Source organism: Gibbsiella quercinecans, from assembly GCF_002291425.1.
GTDB classification, from domain to species: domain Bacteria; phylum Pseudomonadota; class Gammaproteobacteria; order Enterobacterales; family Enterobacteriaceae; genus Gibbsiella; species Gibbsiella quercinecans.
Genome location: NZ_CP014136.1, coordinates 2,320,547 through 2,344,491 on the forward strand (window position 1 = coordinate 2,320,547; position 23,945 = coordinate 2,344,491).

Here is a 23,945-nt window from a genome sequence, read left to right on the forward strand (position 1 = left end):
ATCATCACGCCTTGCAGCTGCATATCTATTTCATAACGTTAACGAATCACTCAAAATCCGCCATGCCTTCATAAAACTGTAACAAATGCGCGATTCATCACAGTTGGCACTCCGGGCTTTCTCTAGGATGGCGCCGGTGATGAAACATGATCCTGATAACGCGACCTCTCTCCCTCACAACGAACGGTTGATGACATAAACAATACAAGCCATCGGAGGCAAGAATGTTGAGTATTTTCAAGCCCGCAGCCCACACCGCCCGTGTGCCGGCAGAACAGGTAGACCCGCTCTACCGCAAACTGCGCTGGCAGATTTTTATGGGGATTTTCTTCGGTTATGCCGCTTACTATCTGGTGCGTAAAAACTTTACCCTGGCGATGCCATACCTGATCGATCAAGGCTTTAGCCGTGGCGATCTGGGCTTTGCGCTGTCCGGCATTTCCATCGCCTATGGGTTTTCCAAATTTATCATGGGTTCGGTATCCGATCGTTCCAACCCGCGCGTGTTCCTGCCCGCCGGGCTGATCCTGGCGGCGGCGGTGATGCTGTTTATGGGTTTTGTGCCCTGGGCGACTTCCAGTATCGCCGTCATGTTTGTGCTGCTGTTCCTGTGCGGCTGGTTCCAGGGCATGGGGTGGCCGCCATGCGGCCGTACCATGGTGCACTGGTGGTCGCAAAAAGAACGCGGCAGCATCGTTTCGGTGTGGAACTGCGCTCATAACGTGGGCGGCGGCCTGCCGCCGCTGCTGTTCCTACTGGGGATGGCGTGGTTCAACGACTGGCATGCGGCGCTGTATATGCCGGCCTTCGGCGCAGTTCTGGTCGCGCTGATCGCCTTCGGCCTGATGCGCGATACCCCGCAATCCTGCGGCCTGCCGCCGATTGAAGAATACAAAAACGACTACCCGAGCGATTACAGCGAAGAAGCGGAACAGGAGCTGACCGCAAAACAAATCTTCATGCAGTACGTACTGCCAAACAAACTGCTGTGGTACATCGCCGTCGCCAACGTGTTTGTCTATCTGCTGCGCTACGGCGTGCTGGACTGGTCGCCGACCTATCTGAAAGAGGTGAAGCACTTCGCGCTGGATAAATCATCCTGGGCTTACTTCCTGTACGAATATGCCGGTATTCCCGGCACGTTGCTGTGCGGCTGGATGTCGGACAAAGTGTTCAAAGGCAACCGCGGCGCCACCGGCGTGTTCTTCATGACGCTGGTGACCATCGCCACCATCGTGTTCTGGCTGAACCCGCCCGGCAACCCGACGGTGGATATGATGTGTATGTTGGTTATCGGCTTCCTGATTTACGGCCCGGTCATGCTGATCGGCCGGCACGCGCTGGAGCTGGCGCCGAAGAAAGCCGCCGGCACGGCGGCGGGCTTCACCGGCCTGTTCGGCTACCTGGGCGGTTCGGTGGCCGCCAGCGCCATCGTCGGCTACACAGTGGATTTCTTCGGCTGGGACGGCGGCTTTATGGTGATGATCGGCGGCAGCATGCTGGCGGTTATCCTGCTGCTGCTGACCATGCTAAGCGAGAAGAAGCACCACGCCGCGCTGGCCAACAAACGCGGCTAACTGTCATATAGCCGCAGTAACCTTTACAGGCCGCATTGCGGCCTTTTTATTCCCGGTGCACTTATGGAGAAGAACATGCGGACTCAGATCAATACCTTGTTGGCGGGCATCTTGTTCGCCGCCGCAATGAATAGCACGGCCTACGCCGCCGATAAGCTGGTGATTGCCCATCGCGGCGCCAGCGGTTATCTGCCGGAACATACCCTGTCGGCCAAGGCGATGGCCTATGCGCAAGGCGCCGATTTCCTTGAACAAGATCTGGTGATGACCAAAGATGACGAGCTGGTGGTGCTGCACGATCACTATCTGGATCGCGTAACCGACGTGGCGCAACGCTTCCCGGATCGCATGCGTAAAGACGGCCGCTATTACGCCATCGATTTCACCCTGGCGGAGATCAAATCGCTGGCGTTCACCGAAGGGTTCACCATCAAGGACGGCAAAGCGGTGCAAAGCTACCCCGGCCGCTTCCCGATGGGCAAGTCGAGCTTCCGTGTGCATACTTTCCAGGAAGAAATCGAGTTTGTTCAGGGCCTGAACCACTCCACCGGCAAAAATATCGGTATCTACCCGGAAATCAAAGCGCCGTGGTTCCACCGGCAGGAAGGCAAAGATATTTCCAGCAAGGTGTTGGCGGTGCTGAAGCAGTATGGCTATACCGGCAAAAACGACAACGTCTACCTGCAATGCTTCGACGCCAACGAATTGAAACGCATCAAGAACACGCTAGAACCCGCCATGGGGATGGATTTGAAGCTGATACAGCTGATCGCCTATACCGACTGGCATGAAACTTACCAACAGCAGCCGGACGGCAAGTGGGTCAACTATGACTACGACTGGATGTTCAAACCAGGGGCGATGAAACAAATTGCCCAATACGCCGACGGCATCGGGCCGGATTACCATATGCTGGTCGCCGCTGACCAATCACAGCCGGGCAAGGTGGTGCTGACAGCGATGACGAAAGAGGCGCATGCCAGCCGGCTGCAAGTGCACCCGTTTACCCTCCGCGCCGACGCGTTGCCGAAATACGTCACCAACGTCACCCAGCTGTTTGACGTGATCTACAATCAGGCCGGCGCTGATGGCGTGTTCACCGATTTCCCAGACAAAGCCGTGCAGTTCCTGCAACAGCAGGGGCAGCATCAATGAGCTGAGAAAGGGGTGCCGATGTTAAGCATCTCCGCGTCTTGTTGAAGAGATCCTGATACTTAGTTGCAGATGCGCTAGCGCTGTTATCAGTTCACCAAGGCTCTACCCGTATCAACAAATCAGCTGTCAGCCGGGCGTGGCTGGCAGCTACCGTTGGTTGCTGAACAACTCGGCCATACTGGCCCGTCCGGGAGCAATGCAAGCATATGATGCTTCACTCAACATCAGGACTGTCCAGACAGGGCATGGCAATTTTTTGTGTTTACAAACCCATTCTTTGATTTAAATCAAATTCCACGCCATTTTTGCAAAAAAAGAATATTGGCGCCAATTATTACGATTTTTTAGCCTAAAAAACCCCAATTCAAGATAATTCCCTATCTATTTATCCATACTAATCCACTTGCTTGCCATTTTTCTCCAGGGAGATAATTAATTCGTGGAGTAATAATACCTAGCAGTGGTTATTCAAGAAAATAAGAATATTCTATATAATTTAATTAAGCGTGATGCCCTACATATTAATTTTTATATTCCGCTGGCATCCGCTTAATCGAAACATATTTTATAGCAATCAAAAGTTTATTCAACTTTTTATTAATGGAGAGTATTTATTTATGGAAAATAAAAAATTTTTGCGCTGCTTTATCGTAACTGCTATTAGTGCTGCTCTATATTCAGGTGCTGCAATGGCTACAACTAGCGACACTGTTGCTGGCGGCACGATTACTTTCTCTGGCTCGGTAAGTGATACCACCTGTAATGTTACAACCAACGGCGGCAATGATTTTACTGTCAATCTCAGCCCGATATCCGTAAGTGATGTTGGCACCAGCGCTGGCGTTGTTACATCAGGCGCTACCCCATTCACTATGGCGGTGTCTGGCTGCGAAGGTTACAGCGCAACTAACAAAACAGCTCAAGCATTGACAGTGACCTTTAGCGGCTCAGAAGTATCGGATGATGAAGCCTATCTGAAAAATTCCATCGGTTCAGCAAGTGGTATCGGTATTAGCATTACCAAAGATGGCACCACACCAATAAAGCTGAACAGTGCGATTGAAACCGGATTAACAACAACGTCCAGCGATGGTACTAATTTTGATACTGGCGCTGAAGGCAACATCACCTACTATGCAAATTATTACAACTATGGCGGCTCTTCAGTCAGTACAGGTTCTGTCGTTACGACAGTAACCTACACCTTCAGCTACGCATAAATATAGGTTGCAACCACTCAGTAAAACGCCAGGGATAATTCCCTGGCTCTTATGGAATATTTGTGAGAAAAAAATGCGCAAACTCTATAAATATGCCTTCTTATTGGCTCTGCTCGCAGGGCCTGTCTCCGCCAGTGTAATCATCAACCAAACACGAGTTATTTATCCATCTAATGCAAACAACGTTACCGTTCAGTTGCTAAATAAATCGCGGACCGTACATCTGGTCCAGTCATGGATTGATGATGGAAACCCGGAAGCCCGGCCAGAAGACATACGGGTGCCATTACTGGTCACTCCGCCGGTGGTAAAGATTAATGCGAATGGCGGGCAATCGCTGAAAATATCTGTTGCTGGCTCTACCGAAAAACTGCCCAAAGACCGGGAGTCGGTTTTCTATCTTAATGTGCTTGATGTTCCCCCAATGCCAGACAACAAAGATGCTAATTATATGCAGGTTGCCCTGCGTAACCGGATTAAACTGTTCTGGCGCCCAAATGGATTAGCCCTTTCTCAGAAAGATATCCCAGAGCATGTCAGCCTATCAAAAAGTAAGGAAGGTAAATCTTGCATAAATAACAATACCCCTTACTACCTGACAATTGTGCAAATCATGCGTTGGGATGGGAAAAGCACCAGTGTGCAAACCGGGGTGCCAAGTGATAATTTCCTGAAGAAAGCGGCGTTTATTCCACCGTATACCTGTGTGACACCGGAAGATACAGGCGGAATATTAAAAAGTGGCAAATACCAGTTTGTAAGAATGGATGATTATGGCTCAAAAGTTCCGTTTATTGTCAACATTTAATCATTGAATTAATCGTTAACAACTGGGAAATAATATGCTATTTCAGTTTCATGGACGAAATTGTATTTATTTATCAATAATAGCCGTCACTGTTATATATCACAGTGAGGTATCTGAAGCTGCAGATTTCAACTCCAGTTTTTTACTGGGTGATGCCGCTAGCATCGACTGGAATTCAGCAGGTAGAAAAATATTACCCGGTATTTATAACCTTGATATTTACATAAATGGTGAATGGGATGGTAAATATAAAATACAGATCACGAATGAGGACAAAATACAAATTAGCCGGGAAGCCATAGCATCATTGGGTATTACTGATGTAGAGAAAACGCTTACTGACGATACCACCGGAGACTGGGTAAACCTGGAGTTACTGACTCATGGTGGCGAGTTATCGCTGAACAGTGCCTTGCTACGTGTAGATTTGACAATACCACAGGCTTATGTCAGTAAAAAAGATAAGCGGTGGATTTCCCCCTCGCAGTGGGACCAGGGGATAAACGGCCTGTATTCCGCCTACAACGCAAGCTACTACCACGCCTGGCGTCGAGATGGCATTAGCGACACGGATAACATTTACCTGACATTAAATAGCGGCCTTAATTTAGCTGGATGGCACCTGATTGATAATTCTGTATTCCGTAAAAATCGGGCTAACAGCAATGGATATTGGACCAATAACGAGAGATATGTTGAGCGAGCCCTCACTAAATTCCATTCTGTCTTCCGGCTGGGGGAAAGTAATACTGAATCAAATTTATTTGATAACTTGCGTTTCAAAGGGATCACCTTAAAACAAGAACAGCGCATGTACCCCGATATATACCGTACTTATATGCCGGTGATTCGCGGAATCGCCAAATCTAATGCTGCAGTGAGAGTATATCAAAATAACACTGTTATTTACCAAATGAATGTGCCCCCAGGCCCTTTTGAAATAACAGAACTCATGCCATCAGGCTCGCGTAGCGATATGACCGTAGTTGTACAGGAAGCCGATGGTTCTAGAGAATCTTTTACTGTGCCTTACTCGACGATTTCGGACATGTTACGTGCCGGCTCGTCTGAATGGCAGCTTAACGCCGGCCAAGTCGACATCAGGAATATCAACTACCATCCAGATTTTCTGCAAGGGAATTTTTCCCACGGCATAAACAATTACCTGACGTTGTATGCCGGCGGGACGATGAGTGAAAAATACCAGTCCCTACTTGGCGGCGGCGCTTTTTCTGTGCCCCACCTTGGTTCATTCTCAGTCAATGCTGATGCGGCAAATGCTAATCTTGATGATGGCAGCCACTACCGGGGGCAGCGGTACAAAATATCGTGGAGTAGATACTTCCCAACCCAGACGAATCTGACGCTAGCCACCTATTACTATAATACTCAGGATTATTTGTCATTCGCTGACGCAGTGAAAATTAACTCACTGATTTTCAATGGGTATAGTACGAATGGATACCGGCGTGATAAACAGAAATACAACATTAATCTGGAGCAGCCTCTGCCGAATGACTTGGGAAAGTTATCTTTACGTGGAGAATGGCGAACCTACTGGAATTCCGCACAAAAAACAAGATCGTACTTAGCCACATACAGTAATTCATGGCGGGATATAACCTACAGTGTCGCCGTCAGTCGGACTCATTATGAGTACGATGCAGATGATGACAGCTATGAATATGACGAATCAAATTATGGAAGCAAGAAGCATGATGAGAATCAGATTAATTTATCCATAACGATACCGCTCAGCATTTTCGATACGCGGGTAAACGTAACCAACAACATGGCCGCGAAAAACGGAAAATACAGCTCATTAAATACCGGTGTCAGCGGTGCAACCCAGTCCATGGATTATAGCGTTAACCTCATGGACAGCCATACATCATCGCAGCGTTCGGGCAGTTTCTATGCCAGTTGGCATACTCCTATGAGCAAAATGACGGGCAGTTATACTGAAGCAACCAGCTACCGGCAGGCAGGGGCTTCAGCCAGCGGCACATTATTATTATGGCGGGATGGGCTTCTTGCATCGGGGCAGACCGGAAACACGTTGGTAATATTAGATGCACCCGGCGCATCGGATGCCATCGTCAATGGCAACACGAGTATGCGCACCAACAGGCACGGACAGGTGTTGGTTCCTTCGGCGGCAGCATACCGTATGAATAATTTCCGGCTGACTTATGACAACAAGAGTCACGAGGGCGGAGCGGAAATCCTTGGAAATATCGGCCACACAGCCCCATGGTATGGCAGCATTTCCTATGTCCAGTATAAGACAGACCGGCGGAAAGTATTTATTTTCAATGGCGAGCTTGAAGGAGGGAAACGGCTGCCGTTTGGTGCCACCGTTCTAAATAAAAAACATGAAGAAATTGGCTATGTGGCACAGGGGAGTCAGCTTTATGTGAAGGCTGAAACGTTACCGAATGCCGTTTATGTAAAATTCATGGATGACAGCAGTAGAAAGGTTCACTTGTGTATTCTTGCCCAACCATCAGAGGAACAGGGGGCTCATAATGAATGTCGTATCGAAAAGTGATAGGAATATCATAAAAAATATGGCGTTAACTGTCTTTGGAGGCATGCTCTGGGCCATTTTCTGCCCGGCAAAAGCGGCCTGCTCGCCATCATCAACGGTATCTTCGTCTACTACTTTGAATATCAGCGACGGTTTTAATACAACTGCCGAATATGATACAACATTAAATACTAACTGGTCTGGGCATTTAACATGTACTGCTGGGAGTGTATTTGGAACCACTTTATATTACCAATCTGCGCTCGATGGCGGGTATCCTGTAAATTTCATTGATACGAGTAAGGGGCTCGATCAAGTAATAACTTTTTATGCGGTACCTGATTCAACTTCCGAATGGTATTGGCTTATTGGCGAAAATAACATTGGGAATACAAGTTATACATTGACCGCAAAGCTTGGTAATACGAGTAGTAATAGTGTTTCTGAAATAACATCATCAGGTTCAGTTTCACTGGTTACGATCGCTTTTACCGATTCTTCATCGTATACCGCAGAATGGATTAGAAGTAATTATACGACGAATTCAGCGGTGAAGGCTTATGCATTGGTCAACGTCACATTTGACCCCGATGCAACCACCTGCAGTATTAGCGATCAATCTTTCACATTGCCTTCGGTAACACTCGCCGCATTACGCGCCGGCGATAATGTAGATACCAATTTTAATTTGAATATAGCGTGTCAGGGCGCCCTGAATAGCAAAGTAACTCGAAGCGCGGATGTCCGCCTTTATAGTAATGACCTCGTGGACAGCAATAATTACATTATCAGAAACAGTTCATCAACCTCATCAGGAATTGGTTTTCAGTTGTTCAGTAGTGCAGCAGATCCCGTTGTTTTCAGTAGTTCACCTGACAGCGAGTCAACCTCATTCTTCAGGGTAGTGACAACTTTACTCTTGGGGCAAGGTATAAAATTTACGCCCCTTCCTCAACCTCTGGCGGGAGTGTGGTGGGCACGGTTATCGCATATATTGACTATGATTAGCGGGTCTTTTTATCATGCGCCTACCCACCAATCGTGGACACACTGTTAAGCGAGTAAAACCGTTAACAAGGTGAACCATAACACAAACAAAATCCGTGTAGGAAACATCCCGGAATTTCGTCCGCAAGCACGGGCTCTTACCGACCATATTGGTATTGCTAAAACTACCGGGGAGGTCGGCCCGCATGAATCTCGCTCTACGCCTGACACGGTAAACAACGCCAGCAAAGCACCGCCTCTAAGCGTGAGCCGCAGCAGATACGGCCGTACCGGATTCAGCAAGTAACAAATTCAATTTTTCAATAGAAAAAAATCGACATCACTCACATTTCTCACAACAGAGCGTTGAGTTTTTAACCTACCGATTTATATTGTCGACAAATAAGATCTTTTTGTCGACAAAAGAGATTCGCGATGCAAGAACACAGTATTGAACAAAAGATAAAGCAGTACTTTATCTCACTTGATCTCAAGCCTGGTGACAAGATTGAGACCGAGGTCACGCTGGCCGATAAGTTTGGCGTCACACGCTACAGGATGCGCCAGACTCTGGACGCTATGGTGTCCGCTGGAATCCTGGAGCGGGCGCCAAAACGAGGAACTATTTTTAAGGGCTTTGATACCGGCTCACTCAGTGAACACATCAAGTTCCAGTTTGAGGTGTCCCGCTTCGACAGCTTTGAGTTTAAGGAAGCCCGGATCCTGATGGAAAGAGCGATTATACCCCTGGCGGTAAGGAGGATCACGCCGTCACAGATATCAATGATCGAACTTACCATAACCAATATGCTACTTCATAAGGATGATCCGCAACAAGCAGATACCTATGATAGGGACTTTCATTTACTTATCTTTTCTGCTTGCGGCAACCACGTTCTTTCAGCATTTTCAGGGGTTATTCAAACCCTATTCCGGAGCTCTGAATACCGACACAAATATTGGTCACCTGAATATGTCGAAAAAATTGCTGACGAGCACAAATTGATACTCCAGGCAATTAAGAAAGGTGATGCGCTGGCAGCGGTTGCAGCACTCGATGCACACCTTGGTTATTCAAAAATCACATTAACGGAATGAATGCATTAAATAGTTAAACACTCGTCTTAATAGCCGCCATTTGCATGGCGGCCATTTTGTAAAAATCCCTTTTTCTGGGAGGGGTTGGTTTTGCCATAAAAAAGTCCAATCGCTATTTTAATAAATAGTGACGCTACCCTACACACTAAATATATAACGGTGATTTTATGAACCTGAATAAAACCGATAAGATAAGAAAGATTCAGCGGTTTGCTCTTTTCCTTCTCATCATTATTGGCATCGTCAATTATATGGATAGAGCAACACTGTCTATCGCTAACCATGCTATCAGTGAGGAGTTGGGATTAACAAAAGTCCATATGGGGTATTTGTTGTCAGCATTCTCATTGACCTATGCATTTCTTCAGCTTCCTGTCGGTGCATTTCTTGACAGACTGGGATCAAGGATCCTGCTTGGGCTTGGTTTATTATTATGGTCAGCAGCGCAACTCGCCGGCGGTGTCGTACACAGCTTTAAGGCACTGTTTTTCACACGATTGATATTAGGTGTAGGCGAAGCACCGCAATTTCCCGCTGCGGCAAAGTCTATATCCGAATGGTACAACATTAAGGAACGTGGCCGCGCAATGGGAACATTCAATTCCTCTGCAGCCATGGGAACGGCAATTGCGCCCCCGGTTTTAACGGCATTGATGCTGCTCTTTAGCTGGCGCTGGATGTTTATCATCATGGGCATCCTGGGTATTGTGCTATCACTAATCTGGCTGTTTGCATACCGCAATCGTAACCAGATTGAGCTGACAAAAGCAGAGATCGCCTACCTTGATGATGGGGCAGTAACCGGCAGCAATGAAAAAATAACAACTGCAGAATGGCTTAAGATTTTTAAATCTTCCTCAACCTGGGGAATTCTGCTGGGCTTCATGGGCATTGTTTATATGATCTGGTTATTTCTGACTTGGTTGCCCGCCTATCTTGCTGAAACCTATGATATCTCATTAGTGAACGTTGGCTGGATGGTTTCAATTCCCTATATTTTTGCAATCCTGGGTTCAATCAGCGCTGGTTTTATTTCTGATTATTTCGTTAGCCGTGGATATGACATGATAAAAAGCCGTAAATCGCTTGTTGCACTTGGCCTTGTTATGGCAGGTATATTCATCATTCCTGCGGCTTACGCGACAACGGTTACACAAGCAATTATTTTTATCAGTATTGCTCAGTTCAGCATTCAACTCGCATCGGGATCTTCCTGGATCTTGGTTTCATCGATTATTCCCTCAAACAGAACGGCATCGCTTGGCGGGATCCAAAACTTTGGTGGTTATATTGCCGGGTCAATAGCGCCTATTTTAACCGGGTATATGGCACAAAGTACCGGGTCTTTTACCAGTGCGCTGATCGTAGCAGCAGTAATTGCCATCGCATCCGCAATCGCACACTTCGTACTGGTTCGCAAACCCATCGTGACAGGAAATAAATCAACCACACCACCCGTTATAAACCATAATGCCTAAGGTACCCTATGAAAAACCTTCTCAAAGAAAAGCTAAGAAAAAATATACCCTTCGCCGGAGTTACACTGAATTTTGGTTCTATCCGGGCAACCGAAATTCTCGCGCGTTCCGGTTTCGATTTTCTGATGGTTGATCTCCAGCATGGAAATTTCGATAAAAATAGCGCAATGGACTCTATCCATGCCATTTTAGCAACGGATACCGTCCCTTTAGCACGCATCTCAGATAATAACCCCGGTGCGATTAATGACGTACTGGATGCCGGCGCTCAAGGCGTGGTAATACCCATGGTAGATAATGCGGAAGATGCACGTAAAGCCGTACGTGCAGCATTATACTCCCCCCTTGGTAAGCGTTCCAAAGGCGGTTCAGCCCCCATCATTTATGGTGATGATTATGCTAAAAAGGCTAACGATGAAATCATGATTATTGTCATGATTGAGACTGCCGACGCGGTGAATAACATAAATAATATTTTTGCCGTTAAAGGCATTTCCGCCTGCCTGGTGGGCACTTCCGATCTTTCTCTTGATATGGATTGCAGCCGTGACAGTGAAGAACTGCGTGCGGCAATTAATAAAGTGATTGAAGCCGGTGAAAAATACGGGGTACCGGTGGGTTCTGCCGTGGGCTCTACGGCAGAAATTACCAAGTTTACTGAACCAAAACCTGCATTTTACCTTATTAGTCATGACCAAGGGCTGCTGAAATCAGCGGCCGAAATGATGGCTAAAGATCTCAAACTCGCCATGAAGCATAAGGAATAAAGGAGAGCGATTATGGCTGCTCTACAAGACACTGAATTTGTTCTGGGGCTAGACCTGGGAACAAGCTCATGCAAAGTAAGCGCGGTTTCTCTGACAGGTAAAATCCTTGGAAGCATACATAAAGAATATGCCACGGAAACGCCGGAGGCAGGGTGGACACAACAAAACCCTGACGACTGGATAAAAGCACTTTCTGAAGCCAGCCGAGCGTTGATGGAACACTATAACCTTGATAGAAACCTTACCAGGGCGCTCGCAATAACCAGTGCGGCACATATTGCCGTATTACTGGATGAGGCAGGTAATGTTATCCGCCCCGCCATTCTTTGGAACGATCAAAGATCAAAGGCGCAGGCGGCCGTTTTTTCTGATACGGCCGGAGATAAAATATTTAATATTGCCGGCAACTGGCCATCCACCACCTGGTCACTCCCACATCTCCAGTGGGTTAAGGAAAATGATCCTGAATCGTGGGGTAAAGTTCATCACATCCTGCTTTCAAAGGATTACATTGGCTATCGCTTAACCGGCAAAATGGTCACCGATCCTGCAGCGGCGGTTTCAACGCTGCTTTATGACGTTAATCACACATGCTGGAGCAGTGATTTATGTAGCATGGCTGGCATTAAGTTAACCCAGTTACCTGCCATCGCACCTATTGGATATGAACTTGGCACCCTATCTTCAGCCGGTGTGGAAATTTTAGGCATCCCCAGCCAGGTAAGGGTGTACAACGGTACGCTGGACAGTACCGCCGAAACGTTTGCCGCCGGCGTGCGTAAACCGGGTGATTGTGTTCTTCGTTTGGCCAGCGCCGGGGGGCTACACGGCATTACAAAACACCCGGCATTCGCCAGGAAACTGATTTCATACCCATATGTCACTTCAAACTATTGGTTATCTCAAGCAGGAACCAATACGTGTGCAGCCGCTGTGTCATGGCTCGCAAAACTGTTTATGGATGGCTCGCAATCAAGCCCTGATTTCACCACATGGAGTCAGTTGGCTTGTGAAGCACCGGTGGGTTCAAACGGGCTAATGTTCCATCCATACCTTATGGGAGAACGATGCCCGCTATGGGATCCCAATCTGCGCGGGAGTTTTACCGGCATCAGCCTTAGCCATACTCAGCGTGATTTTGCCAGGGCGACATATGAAGGCACGGCATTGTCCCTGCTTGATGCTTCTGCTGCACTCACTTCGCAGGGGTTCGAGATTAATCATATAAAGGCGGTTGGCGGCGGCGGAAAGAGCACATTATGGTGCCAAATTATTAGTGATGTATTCAATGCACCGGTGGATTATATCCCGGGTGCCGATTCCTCATACGGTGCCGCAGCGATAAGCCTTTATGGACTAGGGCTTTATGACTCGCTGGATAACATCCCTGCAAACCTGTTAATTAGCGGCAACGAAAGAAAATACCAACCCATAGCCAAAAATAATCAGTTGTATGCCGAGTTATTCCATAAATATCAGTTTATCAGTAAAAAACTGGTTGAAATTACACATTACGCTTAAAATCAGCACGTAAAGAGGGAAACGTTTATGATTACCTTCAATATATCGCAAAATTGTCACTCGGTTGATCTCATCACGAGGATTTTAAAACACCCCTGTTTATCTCTGGATGTGTTATCTAACAAAGCAACAGGAAAATACACCGCAGAAGGTGAAGACTGGTTTTATATTATTAGTGAAGGGGTAACAGCCGAGTCAATTAACAATCAGGCAGAATTCCATAAAGAATACGGTGACATTCAGATGGTCATTCAGGGTATTGAGATGATTGAATTCAGCAATTTACGGCCAGACAGGGAAGAAATAAATACCCAAGCAACAGCACCTGACCTCTTTTTCATTCCTGCACATCAAACTCAGAGCAAAGTTATTCTCAATGAGGGTGACTATGCCGTTTTTTATCCTAGTGAGATTCATAAGCCGATGTGTAATACGGCAGACGGTTCGCATCATGTAAAAAAAGTTGTTGTGAAATTCCCATGTAAATTGTTTTTCGAACCAACATTATCGCTGTAACAACACGTCTATAGGCAAAATAATTCGAGTTGCAGGACAAAAAACGCAAAAGCATTTTTTAACAGCACAGGCGCTGGCACCGCAGGGGCGCGAGCCCAGGGATGGGCCGAGCACCTGCAACCTGAAGTATGCCAAGGGCGCAAACATCACGCCCCGGCAATAACCGCTTAAGACAGGAACATCTTGCGCAGATAGTGCGGCACGGCGTCATCCACGTTAGAGCCAATCACGTCGAGCTGGGGCAGCTTGTTCTTCAGGCGCTGGTGCGCGTCGCGCATGATGCAGCCTTTGCCGGCCATCGACAGCATTTCCAGATCGTTCATTCCGTCGCCGAAGGCGATGCAGTCTTTGAGCGTATAGCCCATGATTTTCGCCACTTCATCCAATGCCCGCCCCTTCGAGACGCCGCCGGCCATCACTTCCAGGCAGGTGGGGAACGAGAAGCTGACGTTAACCCGATCGCCCCAGCGGGCGTTGATGGCATCTTCCAACGGCAATAGCTTTTCGTGATCGTCACAGGTGAAATACACCTTGCACACGCCGTCGGTTTCCAACAGGGCCGGTTCAAACAGGTGGTATTTGAAGATCGACTCCTGGAAGAATTCTTTCTGCTCCGGGCTTTCGCGATCGATGTACCAATCGTCGTTACGGTAAACGTTGGTGGTGATATGCGGATTGTTATGCACAACGCCGTAGAGATCGCGCGCAATGTCTGCGTCCAGATCGTGGCTGAAGATCAGCTCGCCCGCCGTGTTGTGCACCCGCGCGCCGTTGGAGGTGATCATAAAAGCGCTGATTTCGAGGTTATCGCGGATCTGCGAAACGTCAACGTGATGGCGGCCGGTAGCGAAGACAAAATGCACGCCGCGCTGCGTCAGCAGCCTCAACGTTTCTTTGGCAAACGGTGTCAGCGTGTGGTCGGGCGACAGCAGCGTGCCATCTAAATCGGATGCAACGACATGATACATAGCGATACGTTCTAACCTCTGATGGAATTATCGGCGGCGTGGGCGCCGCTGAATGGGTGTTGAGCAAAGAAGCGCAGGATTACGTTCAATGCTTCGGCGCGCATCTCGTCCCGCTCAAACAGGATCTCATGCCGTGCACCTTTGATAACCCGCGGTTTCCCCCCTTTACAGGGGTGCCCCGCGTCTGACATTGCCTGACAAAAAGCCAAATGAGCGTGGTTATCGACCACCCGATCCTCACTGGCCTGTAATAATAAAAGCGGCGTGGTTATTTTCGCCGCCAGGGCGATCACCTGATGCCCGGCCCAGATACTCTCCCGCACCCAGTGATAGGTTGGCCCGCCAACCCGCAGTTCAGGGTAATCGGCGTAATAACGCAGATTGCGGCGATAGCGCTCGCGGCTGTGGGTCAGCATATTGACCACGTACGGCAGCGGCCGCCACTGGCCGGTGCCCACTGCGTAGTAATCGCGCATCGGCGGGTGCTTTTCCGCCCAGTTGAGGATCTGGCCAGCCACCCAGCCTGGCATCGGCAGATGGATGCCGAACATCGGCGCGCACAGTACGGCGGCGTCAAAGGCATTGGGCCGGCGCGCCAAAAACAGCGCCAGTATCGCCCCGCCCATCGAATGGGCCAGCGCATAACACTGCCGATAACCGCGCGGCGCCACCTGCTTCAGGTAAAAATTTTCGAAATCATCAACGTAGTCGGTGAAGTTTACCACATGACCACGGTGCGAATCTGTCAGCAACCGCCCGGAGCGCCCCTGGCCGCGGTGATCGATAATCATCACGTCAAAACCGCGATGGAACAGATCGTAAGCCACCTCAGGGTATTTCACATAGCTTTCAATACGGCCGGGGCTGACCACCACCACCCGATGATGGCGCATGGAGCAAAAGCGCACGTAGCGAATAGGCACGCCATCAACGCCGGTAAACTCACCTTCTTCACGCTGGCGCCAAAAGTCCAACAACGGCCCGGTGGCGAACGCGGCAAACTGCGTTTCGCGCGTTAACCAGTCATCGGTGTTGAATGTAAACGAGGTCATCGGTGCCTTTCCCTGTGTAACAAATGTGACCGCTGGCACAAGAAATCATACTATACCCGATAGGCGATAATGTTACCGAAAGGTGGCAAACGAATGCCGCCAGAGCGCCGTTGCCATAACCCCCGCAGCCGACGCATCTGCAACTTGAAGTATGGCGGGTATAGCGTAGTATTTTGGCACAAATCGGTGCGCACAGGGAGCACACAATGACCTTTGACTGGTGGTTAACCTATCTGCTGACAACCCTTATCCTTAGCCTTTCGCCAGGCTCCGGCGCCATCAATACCATGAGCACGGGTATCAGCCACGGTTACCGCGGCGCAGCGGCGTCGATCGCCGGTTTGCAGGTCGGCCTGGCGATTCATATCGTGCTGGTCGGCATCGGCCTGGGCGCGTTGGTATCGCAATCGCTGCTGGCGTTTGAGATCCTGAAATGGTTGGGCGCCGCCTATCTGGTGTGGCTGGGGATTCAGCAGTGGCGCGCCGCCGGCGCATTGGATCTGCACACGCTGGCCGGCCATATGCCACGCCGCCGTCTGTTCCGCCGGGCGGTGCTGGTCAACCTCACCAACCCGAAAAGCATCGTGTTCCTGGCCGCGCTGTTCCCTCAGTTCATCGTGCCGCATCAACCCCAAACCGAGCAATATGTCGTGCTGGGCGTCACCACGGTCGTGGTGGATATTATCGTGATGATCGGTTACGCCACGCTGGCCAAACGTATTGCCGGCTGGCTGAAAACGCCGCGCCAAATGCGGTTGCTCAACCGGATTTTCGGTTCGCTGTTTATTCTGGTGGCGGGGCTGCTGGCGACGGCCAGAAAGGCGTGATAACGCGTGGGTGAAGCCCGGGCGCAACCCGGGCCGAAGCTTAACGGGTGAAGATCAGGTGCAGGCCAAAGCCGGTGAACAGCGCCCCCGCCAGCCCGTCGATCCACTTAGCCAGGCGCTGGTAGCCACGGCGCATTGCCGGCAGCGCAAACACCACTGCCACCAGGCTGAACCAGATAAACGTTTCCGCCACGATCAGTAGAAATAACCCCCACCGGGCGCCGGCGCCCACGTTATCGCCGACGAACAGCGAAAACACGCTGCCGAAATAAATCACCGCCTTTGGGTTGGACAGGTTGGTCAGCAGGCCGCGTAGAAAACTGCGCCCGGCTTTAGGCAACGCCACTTTCACCTCTGCCGGCGTGGCAAGCGGTTGGCGATGCTGCGCCCGGGCCGAACGCAACAGTTGCCACCCCATCCAGCACAGGTAAATGCCCCCGCCCACCATAATGATTTGATGCAGCCAGGCCATTTTTTGCAAGATCAGGTTCAGGCCCATCAGCGCCACGCCCGCCCACACCACGATGCCAAGCGAGATACCGGCCACGCCCATCATCGCTTCCCGGCGTGAACGGCTGGCCGCGGTTTGCGAAACAAAAAAGAAGTCCGGCCCGGGGCTCATCAGCGCAATAAAATGCACCAGGGCGACGGTAAGAAACAGCATTAACATCGTGAGTCATCCTTATTTGTCATTCGTCATCCGCAAGATGATCGCGGATCATGGCCATAAACGGGGTACCAAACCGCTCCAGCTTGCGCTGGCCGACGCCGTTCACGCTCAGCAGCTCGCTGGCGCGGGTCGGCATCTGTTCCGCCATTTCCAGCAGCGTGGCGTCGTTGAACACCACGTAAGGCGGGATATTCTCTTCGTCGGCGATCGACTTGCGCAGCTTGCGCAACTTGGCGAACAGCTTGCGATCGTAGTTGCCGCCGTAGGATTTCTGATTGGCGCTGCTGCGCGGCTTCAGGCTTTGGATACGCGGCACCGCCAGCTGCAACGCCACCTCGCCGCGCAATACCGGGCGGACGGCTTCGGTCAGTTGCAGCGCCGAGTACATGGCGATGTTCTGCGTGATAAAACCCAGGTGGATCAGTTGGCGCAGCACGCTGGTCCAGTGTTCGGTGGTTTTATCGCGGCCAAGGCCATAGATCGGCAGTTTGTCGTGGCCGAATTCGCGAATGCGCTGGTTATTGGCGCCGCGCAACACCTCAACCACATAGCCGATACCGAAGCGTTGCCCCACCCGGCCGATGGCCGATAGCGCTTTGCGCGCGTCTTCCAGCCCGTCGTAACGCTTGGGCGGATCCAGGCAAATATCGCAGTTGCCGCAGGCCTGCTGCCGGCCTTCGCCAAAGTAGTTGAGCAGCACCAGACGGCGGCAGGTTTGCGCTTCCGCAAACGCGCCCATCGCATTGAGCTTGTGACGCTCAATATCCAACTGCTGCCCGGCCGGCTTTTCTTCCAGGCAGCGGCGCAGCCAGGCCATATCGGCCGGATCGTACAGCAGGATGGCTTCCGCCGGCAGGCCGTCGCGCCCGGCGCGGCCGGTTTCCTGATAGTAGGATTCAATGTTGCGCGGGATGTCGAAATGCACCACAAAGCGCACGTTGGGTTTATTGATGCCCATGCCGAAGGCCACGGTCGCGACCACCACCTGCAGATCGTCACGCTGGAACGCTTCCTGCACCTGCGCGCGGCGATCGTTGTCCAGCCCGGCATGGTAGGCCGCCACGCTCAGGCCGCGGCTTTGCAGGCGTGCGGCGGTATCCTCCACCTTGGCGCGGCTGTTGCAGTAAATGATGCCGCTTTTGCCGCGCTGATCCTGCACAAAGCGCCAGAGCTGTTCGAGCGGCTTGAACTTCTCAACCAGCGTGTAGCGGATATTCGGCCGGTCGAAGCTGCTGACCTGAATCAGCGGATCCTGCAACGCCAGCAGGCGCACAATATCGCCGCGTGTGGCCTCATCGGCCGTGGCGGTCAGGGCAATCACCGGCATCGAGGGGTAGCGCTGTTTCAGTTGGCCGAGCGCGCGGTATTCCGGGCGGAAATCATGCCCCCACTGCGAGATACAGTGCGCTTCATCCACCGCCAGCAGCACCGGCTGGCAGCGATCCAGCAATTCCAGGAAGCTGTCCATCATCAAGCGCTCGGGCGCGATGTACAGCATTTTCACCTCGCCGCTGCGACAGCCGGCCATCACCGCCAGCTGCTGCTCGCGGGTCTGCGTCGAGTTGTAACAGGCCGCCGATACGCCATAGGCCAGCAGTTGATCCACCTGGTCTTTCATCAGGGAGATCAGGGGAGAGACCACCAGCGTCAGGCCATCCATCACCAGCGCCGGGATCTGGTAGCACAACGATTTACCGCCGCCAGTCGGCATCACCACCAGGCAGTCACGCCCGGCGATCGCCGTATTGATAATCTCTTGCTGGCCCGGCCGGAACTGCTGGTAACCAAAGGTATCGCGCAATACCTGCTCTGCCAGCAACTCTCTGTTTATCACTGCTGCGGTAGACACTCACTTCCCCATTATTTGCTGTACCCGCGCGGCTCCAGGTTGGAAGCGCAGGGATGTATCACGCCGCCCGAAGGCGGCAAGGTTACATAATATCGTTAAGCATGACACCAACGCCAACCCGTGTCTGCCGGAAGTTATAATCAATCAACGATTCGCCATAGCCGCTGAACACTTGGGTGTAAAAACGCACGTGGCGAGTGATCGGATAGCTCCAGCCCAACTCCGCGCCGCCATAACCGCTGTTCCAGTTATAGTGCCCTTCGGCGCTGAATACGCTGTCGCCCCAGGCGTAGCCTACCTTCAGGCGGTAATAGCCCATGTATTTGGTGATATCCGGGTTGTCATCGCTGTTTGCGCTTTCCGGGATGCGCAGCCAGGGCTTGATATCCACCTGCCAGTTGCCGTTTTGCGCCATAAAGCGCGCATAGGCACGGTTCCAGCTGCGGGAGGTCGGCTCCGAGCGGCCGTTCGACTGGTGATTAAGGCCAACCTCCACATCGCGCAGTGTCCAGCCGCCGACGGTATAGTCGGTCGCCCAGCCGAGGAAAATCTGCGGCTCATAATCGGTTTCGCGGAATGGCGAAGACTCGCCGGTGTTGGAAAGCTGCCACCAGGAACGCTGGGTGTAAGACGCGCTGAGCAAGGAATTATCGCCCGCAATACCGCGCCACAGCGGAAACGCTAAACTGAGCTGGTATTTTACTTCGTCTTTACGCGCATTTTTCGACCAGTTATAGGTGCTGATCGCTTCTTTATTGATATCGCTGCTATCGGTGTAAAGAATATAGTTGGTTTCATAAGGGTAAAGAACAAACGGCGTATCATACGTTTGCAGCAGATTGGCGATAATACTGCCGCGCACTGCCGGTTTATCCTGCACGGCCTGTTTGGCTTCTTCCGCCTGTGCCAATGCCGGCATCAGCGCCAACACCAGCATAAGCCCTGACAAAATGCGCATAGCTTTCCTCACTCAAAAAATAAACACAGCCCTGAAATTCAAGCCGCCATTTTACACGCCCGGAGCAGTTTACCGCAGTTCAACGCGCGTTTATTGGATTAGTCTGGAAAGCAACGAAAAACAACCATAAAATAAACCAATATTTAACAATTCACCGACGGCCTGCGCTACGCCCAGCGCCAGAGAAATGGACATGACGCCAAAACCTTCAATCACCCTGGAAGCCGCCCGCCAAAAAATTGGCGAAATTTTTGTCTACCACATGCCATTCAACCAAGAGCTCGGCCTGGAACTGCACCATTTCAGCGACGACGGCGTGGAGTTGCACTTTGCCAACCAGCCCAAGCTGGTGGGGAATGCGGCGCAGGGCATCCTGCACGGCGGTGCGATCGCCGCGGTGCTGGACGTGGCCGCCGGTCTGGCCTGCGTAAGCAGCGCGTTGCTGCGCTTGCTGCCGCTGACGGAAGAAGAGCTGACATTCCGTCTGGCACGCATGGGCACCATCGATCTGCGCGTCGATTATTTGCGCCCTGGCCGCGGCCAGCACTTCATCGCCCGCGCGCAGGTGCTGCGCAGCGGGAATAAGGTGTCGGTTGCCCGCGTGGAACTGCATAACCACGAGAGCCTGCATATCGCCAGCGCCACCGCGACTTATCTGGTCGGTTGAACCGCTGCGCGATTGAATGTGCGACACCACCAGCCAACTTCAGTACACTTGGCGGTTACGACGTTTCCCATCAGAGCTACGCAATGGATGCACAACAAACGCGGCAGGGCATCATCTTCGCTCTGGCCGCCTATTTTATTTGGGGTATTGCCCCGGTCTACTTCAAACTGATTCAACAGGTGCCCGCCGGGGAAATTCTCACCCACCGGGTGATCTGGTCATTCTTCTTTTTGCTGGTGTTGATTTCCGTCGGCCGCCACTGGCCACAGGTGCGCGCCACCTGCCAACACCCCTGGCGCCTGCTGTTGCTGGCGGTGACCGCGCTGCTGGTGGGCGGCAACTGGCTGCTGTTCATTTGGTCGGTCAATAACCACCACATGCTGGAAGCCAGCCTGGGCTACTTTATCAACCCGTTGGTCAACGTGCTGCTGGGCATGCTGTTTCTTGGCGAGCGCTTTCGCCGTATGCAGTGGCTGGCGGTAGCACTGGCGTTCGCCGGGGTGCTGATCCAACTGTGGCAATTCGGCTCCCTGCCGATTATCGGCCTGGGGCTGGCGTTCAGCTTTGCCTTCTATGGCCTGTTGCGCAAGAAGGTTGGCGTGGATGCACAAACCGGGATGCTGATCGAAACGCTGTGGCTGCTGCCCGTGGCCGCGATCTATCTGTTCCTGATCGCCGATAGCCCAACCAGCCATCTGAGCGCCAATCCTTGGTCGCTGAATTTGCTGCTGGTGGCCGCCGGGATCGTGACTACCGTGCCGCTGCTGTTTTTCACCGCGGCGGCGACCCGTTTGCGCTTATCGACGCTGGGCTTTTTCCAGTATCTGGGCCCAACGCTGATGTTTCTGTTGGCGGTGACGTTCTACGGCGAGAAGATTGGCCAGGATAAGTTGCTGACCTTCGGCTGCATTTGGGCGGCGTTGATTTTATTTACGCTGGATGCGGTTTATACCCAGCGCAAGCGGTGAACGACCCAGCCTGGCGAAAACCGTTCATTGCGGATCACGCATTTTTACCTGGCGTGCTCTGCGCCAGCGTTGGCGAATGCCGGGTAATAAAACGCGCCAGCGCCGGGCCGGTGAGCAGGATAGTAAACAACCGTAAGGTCTGTAGCGCCATAACAAACGACATATCCACCCGGCTCCCCGCCGCGATGATCGCCACGGTATCCAGCCCACCGGGGCTAGTGGCCAGATACGCGGTCATGATATCCACCGGCAGAAAGAAGGTCAGCATCCAGGCCAGCGCGCCGCAAAGCGCCATCAGCGCAACAATGGATACCACCATCTGCGGCAACGTGCGTAGCGCCAACAGGAAAACCGGCCGGGTAAAACGCAGCCCCACGCTCCAGCCAATCAGGGTATAGGCCAACGCCAGCAGCCATTCCGGCACCTGTAAGGTCAGCGTGCCGCTGGCATGCAGCCCCGCGCCGATGATCATCGGCAGCAGCAAGGCCCCGGAAGGGATGCGCAACCGCGGCCCCAGCCAGGCGCCGGCAGCAGCGATAGCCAACGTGGCGATAAAGCGCCAGTCCAGCGCAGGGAACCACTCCAGCGTGGCGGCGCCATGGCCAGCTTCATCACCCAGGCCGATGCGCGCCACCACCGCCGCTGCGGTGGCGACAAACAACACGCGCAGATATTGCATAAACGCCACCAGGCGCACATCGGCGCCGAAATCGCCGGCCATAGCCACCATCGCCGAAGCCCCGCCCGGCGACGAGCCCCAGGCGCCGGTGGGGCCGGGCAGATCGCTAAAACGCACCAGGCACCAGCCGGAAACAGCGCTGGCCAGCAATGTAGCGGCCAGCACCAGCAACACCAGCGCCCAATCGTCCAGCAACGGCGTCAGAATGGAGGGAGACAGCGTTTGCGCGATCATGCAGCCCAGAATCGCCTGCGCGGCGACAAACAACGATTTATGGATCCGCACCGAAGCGCCGAGCAGCCCCATCGCCACGCCGACAATCATCGGCCCCAGCAACAGGGCCGCCGGGATATGATAAAACTGCAGGCCGAACCCCAGCACCAGCGAAGCCAGCAGCAGGATCAGCCATTGTAACGTGCGGGGTAGACTTGCCATCAAAACGTGCGCCTTACCGGCAAATTATATCGGGGATTGCATTCTACTCTTTATTTAGCTAGCAGGCTAACGAAGCCAAATCGCTCACTCCGGTTGCACTCACAGCCAGTTTTTACGCTTGAAATACAGGTAAGGCGCAAGGCCGGCCAGGATCATCAGCCCAATGGCCCCGGGGTAGCCAAACGACCATTTCAACTCCGGCATGAATTCGAAGTTCATGCCATAGCTGGAAGCCACCAGCGTGGGCGGCAGGAACACCACCGACACCACCGAGAAGATCTTGATAATGCGGTTCTGTTCGATGTTGATAAACCCCATCGCCGCCTGCATCAGGAAGTTCACTTTCTGGAACAACGATTCATTGTGCGGCAACAGCGATTCGATATCGCGCAGCACCTCACGCGCCTGCTCCAGTTGGCCGGTTGGCAGGCGCGCCTTGCGCACCAGGAAGTTGAGCGCGCGCTGGGTATCCATCAGGCACAGGCGCACCTTCCAGCCGATATCTTCCAGCTCTGCCAGCGTGGATAGCGCCTCATCGTATTCGTCGCCCTGGTGGCCTTCCATGATCACGCGGCTAAGCTTTTCCAGATCGCTATAGATGTTTTCAATCTCATCCGCCAGCTGTTCGATCTTGGTTTCAAACAGATCCAGCAGCAGCTCATAGGCATTGCCGTCAACCATCATCTGATTGCGGGCGCGCATGCGGTACAGGCGAAAAGCCGGCAGCTCGCGCTCACGCAGGGTGTACAAACGGCCGTCGCGAATCGTGAACGCCACGGTGGCGTTGCCGGCGTGATCGTCCGCATCCTCAAAGTAGAAGAATGAGTGAATATGCAGGCCGTCTTCATCTTCGAAAAAGCGCGCGGATGCTTCGATGTCGTCCAGCTCCGGACGAGTCGCCAGGCTCTGGCCCAGCTCATTTTGCACGCGCTCGCGCTCGCCATCTTCCGGTTCAACCAGATCAACCCATACCGAAGTGGTGAGATCGTCGGCATCATCCAGTTCCAGGCGGGACAAGCGGCTGTTGTTCAGTGTAAAAGCGCTCAGCATGTGCCAAAACTCCCTAATGGTGAGAGGTTAACAACGCATTGAAGCACGGAAACAGGGGGGGATTTTGCATCACCGCGTGTTCCAGACCATGAAGAGATCCGGCTCATAGCGACGCATTATGAGGTCGCTGACAACCACGAAGGCTATCAGCAGCAGAGGATAGCC

At 52.1% G+C, this 23,945-nt stretch carries 21 protein-coding genes; 14 read left to right on the forward strand and 7 right to left on the reverse strand.

The features are described from left to right. Positions 1-224 precede the first annotated feature (224 nt). The 11 genes from glpT to ACN28Q_RS10815 all read left to right on the forward strand — a co-directional run bounded on the left by glpT (position 225) and on the right by ACN28Q_RS10815 (position 13,657). Complete coding sequence (gene glpT / locus ACN28Q_RS10765; protein WP_095846340.1) at positions 225-1,577, forward strand: glycerol-3-phosphate transporter; 1,353 nt, start codon at positions 225-227, stop codon at positions 1,575-1,577. A gap of 75 nt (positions 1,578-1,652) precedes the next feature. Beyond that, positions 1,653-2,732 carry a glycerophosphodiester phosphodiesterase gene (gene glpQ / locus ACN28Q_RS10770; protein ID WP_095846341.1) on the forward strand — a complete coding sequence of 360 codons (1,080 nt, stop codon included), beginning with the start codon at positions 1,653-1,655 and terminating at the stop codon, positions 2,730-2,732. 617 nt (positions 2,733-3,349) lie between these two features. Next, entirely contained in the window at positions 3,350-3,952 is a 603-nt protein-coding gene (locus ACN28Q_RS10775; protein ID WP_095848994.1) for a fimbrial protein, read from the forward strand. Between the two features lie 73 nt (positions 3,953-4,025). Next, entirely contained in the window at positions 4,026-4,760 is a 735-nt protein-coding gene (locus ACN28Q_RS10780) for a fimbrial biogenesis chaperone (RefSeq protein WP_095846342.1), read from the forward strand. A gap of 34 nt (positions 4,761-4,794) precedes the next feature. Beyond that, on the forward strand, positions 4,795-7,311 hold the full coding sequence (locus ACN28Q_RS10785; RefSeq protein ID WP_095846343.1) for a fimbria/pilus outer membrane usher protein: 2,517 nt from the start codon (positions 4,795-4,797) through the stop codon (positions 7,309-7,311). Further along, positions 7,289-8,347 (forward strand): fimbrial protein, encoded by a 1,059-nt coding sequence (locus ACN28Q_RS10790; RefSeq protein ID WP_165907037.1) that lies wholly within the window; start codon positions 7,289-7,291, stop codon positions 8,345-8,347. Before ACN28Q_RS10785 ends, ACN28Q_RS10790 begins: the two co-directional genes overlap by 23 nt. A gap of 365 nt (positions 8,348-8,712) precedes the next feature. Continuing rightward, the gene (locus ACN28Q_RS10795) at positions 8,713-9,375 is read left to right on the forward strand and encodes a FadR/GntR family transcriptional regulator (protein WP_095846344.1); all 663 of its coding nucleotides are present in this window, start codon (positions 8,713-8,715) and stop codon (positions 9,373-9,375) included. A 167-nt stretch (positions 9,376-9,542) separates the two neighbouring features. Further along, positions 9,543-10,853, forward strand: a complete 1,311-nt coding sequence (locus tag ACN28Q_RS10800; protein ID WP_095846345.1) for an MFS transporter — start codon at positions 9,543-9,545, stop codon at positions 10,851-10,853. 8 nt (positions 10,854-10,861) lie between these two features. After that, positions 10,862-11,620, forward strand: a complete 759-nt coding sequence (locus tag ACN28Q_RS10805) for an HpcH/HpaI aldolase family protein (protein ID WP_095846346.1) — start codon at positions 10,862-10,864, stop codon at positions 11,618-11,620. A gap of 12 nt (positions 11,621-11,632) precedes the next feature. Then, the gene (locus ACN28Q_RS10810; RefSeq protein ID WP_095846347.1) at positions 11,633-13,141 is read left to right on the forward strand and encodes a xylulokinase; all 1,509 of its coding nucleotides are present in this window, start codon (positions 11,633-11,635) and stop codon (positions 13,139-13,141) included. Positions 13,142-13,168: 27 nt separating this feature from the next. Further along, the gene (locus ACN28Q_RS10815) at positions 13,169-13,657 is read left to right on the forward strand and encodes a NanQ anomerase/TabA/YiaL family protein (RefSeq protein ID WP_095846348.1); all 489 of its coding nucleotides are present in this window, start codon (positions 13,169-13,171) and stop codon (positions 13,655-13,657) included. Positions 13,658-13,824: 167 nt separating this feature from the next. On the opposite strand, the gene yigL is transcribed toward ACN28Q_RS10815, so the two are convergent. Beyond that, a complete protein-coding gene (gene yigL, locus ACN28Q_RS10820; RefSeq protein WP_095846349.1) occupies positions 13,825-14,625 on the reverse strand; it encodes a sugar/pyridoxal phosphate phosphatase YigL in 801 nt (266 codons plus the stop codon). A gap of 11 nt (positions 14,626-14,636) precedes the next feature. Next, positions 14,637-15,677: a lysophospholipase L2 gene (gene pldB / locus ACN28Q_RS10825; RefSeq protein ID WP_095846350.1), complete on the reverse strand. Its 1,041-nt coding sequence runs from the start codon at positions 15,675-15,677 to the stop codon at positions 14,637-14,639. 206 nt (positions 15,678-15,883) lie between these two features. Between pldB and rhtB the strand changes: the two genes are divergently transcribed. Further along, the gene (gene rhtB, locus ACN28Q_RS10830; RefSeq protein WP_095846351.1) at positions 15,884-16,504 is read left to right on the forward strand and encodes a homoserine/homoserine lactone efflux protein; all 621 of its coding nucleotides are present in this window, start codon (positions 15,884-15,886) and stop codon (positions 16,502-16,504) included. Positions 16,505-16,544: 40 nt separating this feature from the next. Here the strand turns inward: rhtB and rhtC are convergent, their stop codons facing one another. From rhtC to pldA, 3 genes are all read right to left on the reverse strand, one after another. Continuing rightward, positions 16,545-17,174, reverse strand: coding sequence for a threonine export protein RhtC (gene rhtC, locus ACN28Q_RS10835; RefSeq protein ID WP_095846352.1), 630 nt, complete (start codon positions 17,172-17,174; stop codon positions 16,545-16,547). Between the two features lie 19 nt (positions 17,175-17,193). Next, positions 17,194-19,023, reverse strand: coding sequence for an ATP-dependent DNA helicase RecQ (gene recQ, locus ACN28Q_RS10840; protein WP_095846353.1), 1,830 nt, complete (start codon positions 19,021-19,023; stop codon positions 17,194-17,196). A gap of 82 nt (positions 19,024-19,105) precedes the next feature. Continuing rightward, complete coding sequence (gene pldA, locus ACN28Q_RS10845; RefSeq protein ID WP_095846354.1) at positions 19,106-19,981, reverse strand: phospholipase A; 876 nt, start codon at positions 19,979-19,981, stop codon at positions 19,106-19,108. A 187-nt stretch (positions 19,982-20,168) separates the two neighbouring features. Between pldA and ACN28Q_RS10850 the strand changes: the two genes are divergently transcribed. Both ACN28Q_RS10850 and rarD read left to right on the forward strand, forming a co-directional pair. After that, the gene (locus ACN28Q_RS10850; protein ID WP_095846355.1) at positions 20,169-20,648 is read left to right on the forward strand and encodes a thioesterase family protein; all 480 of its coding nucleotides are present in this window, start codon (positions 20,169-20,171) and stop codon (positions 20,646-20,648) included. Between the two features lie 83 nt (positions 20,649-20,731). Continuing rightward, complete coding sequence (gene rarD / locus ACN28Q_RS10855) at positions 20,732-21,616, forward strand: EamA family transporter RarD (protein ID WP_095846356.1); 885 nt, start codon at positions 20,732-20,734, stop codon at positions 21,614-21,616. A 34-nt stretch (positions 21,617-21,650) separates the two neighbouring features. Here the strand turns inward: rarD and ACN28Q_RS10860 are convergent, their stop codons facing one another. Next, positions 21,651-22,730: an AbrB family transcriptional regulator gene (locus ACN28Q_RS10860; protein WP_095846357.1), complete on the reverse strand. Its 1,080-nt coding sequence runs from the start codon at positions 22,728-22,730 to the stop codon at positions 21,651-21,653. Positions 22,731-22,829: 99 nt separating this feature from the next. Beyond that, positions 22,830-23,780, reverse strand: a complete 951-nt coding sequence (gene corA, locus ACN28Q_RS10865) for a magnesium/cobalt transporter CorA (RefSeq protein ID WP_095846358.1) — start codon at positions 23,778-23,780, stop codon at positions 22,830-22,832. Positions 23,781-23,945: the final 165 nt, after the last annotated feature.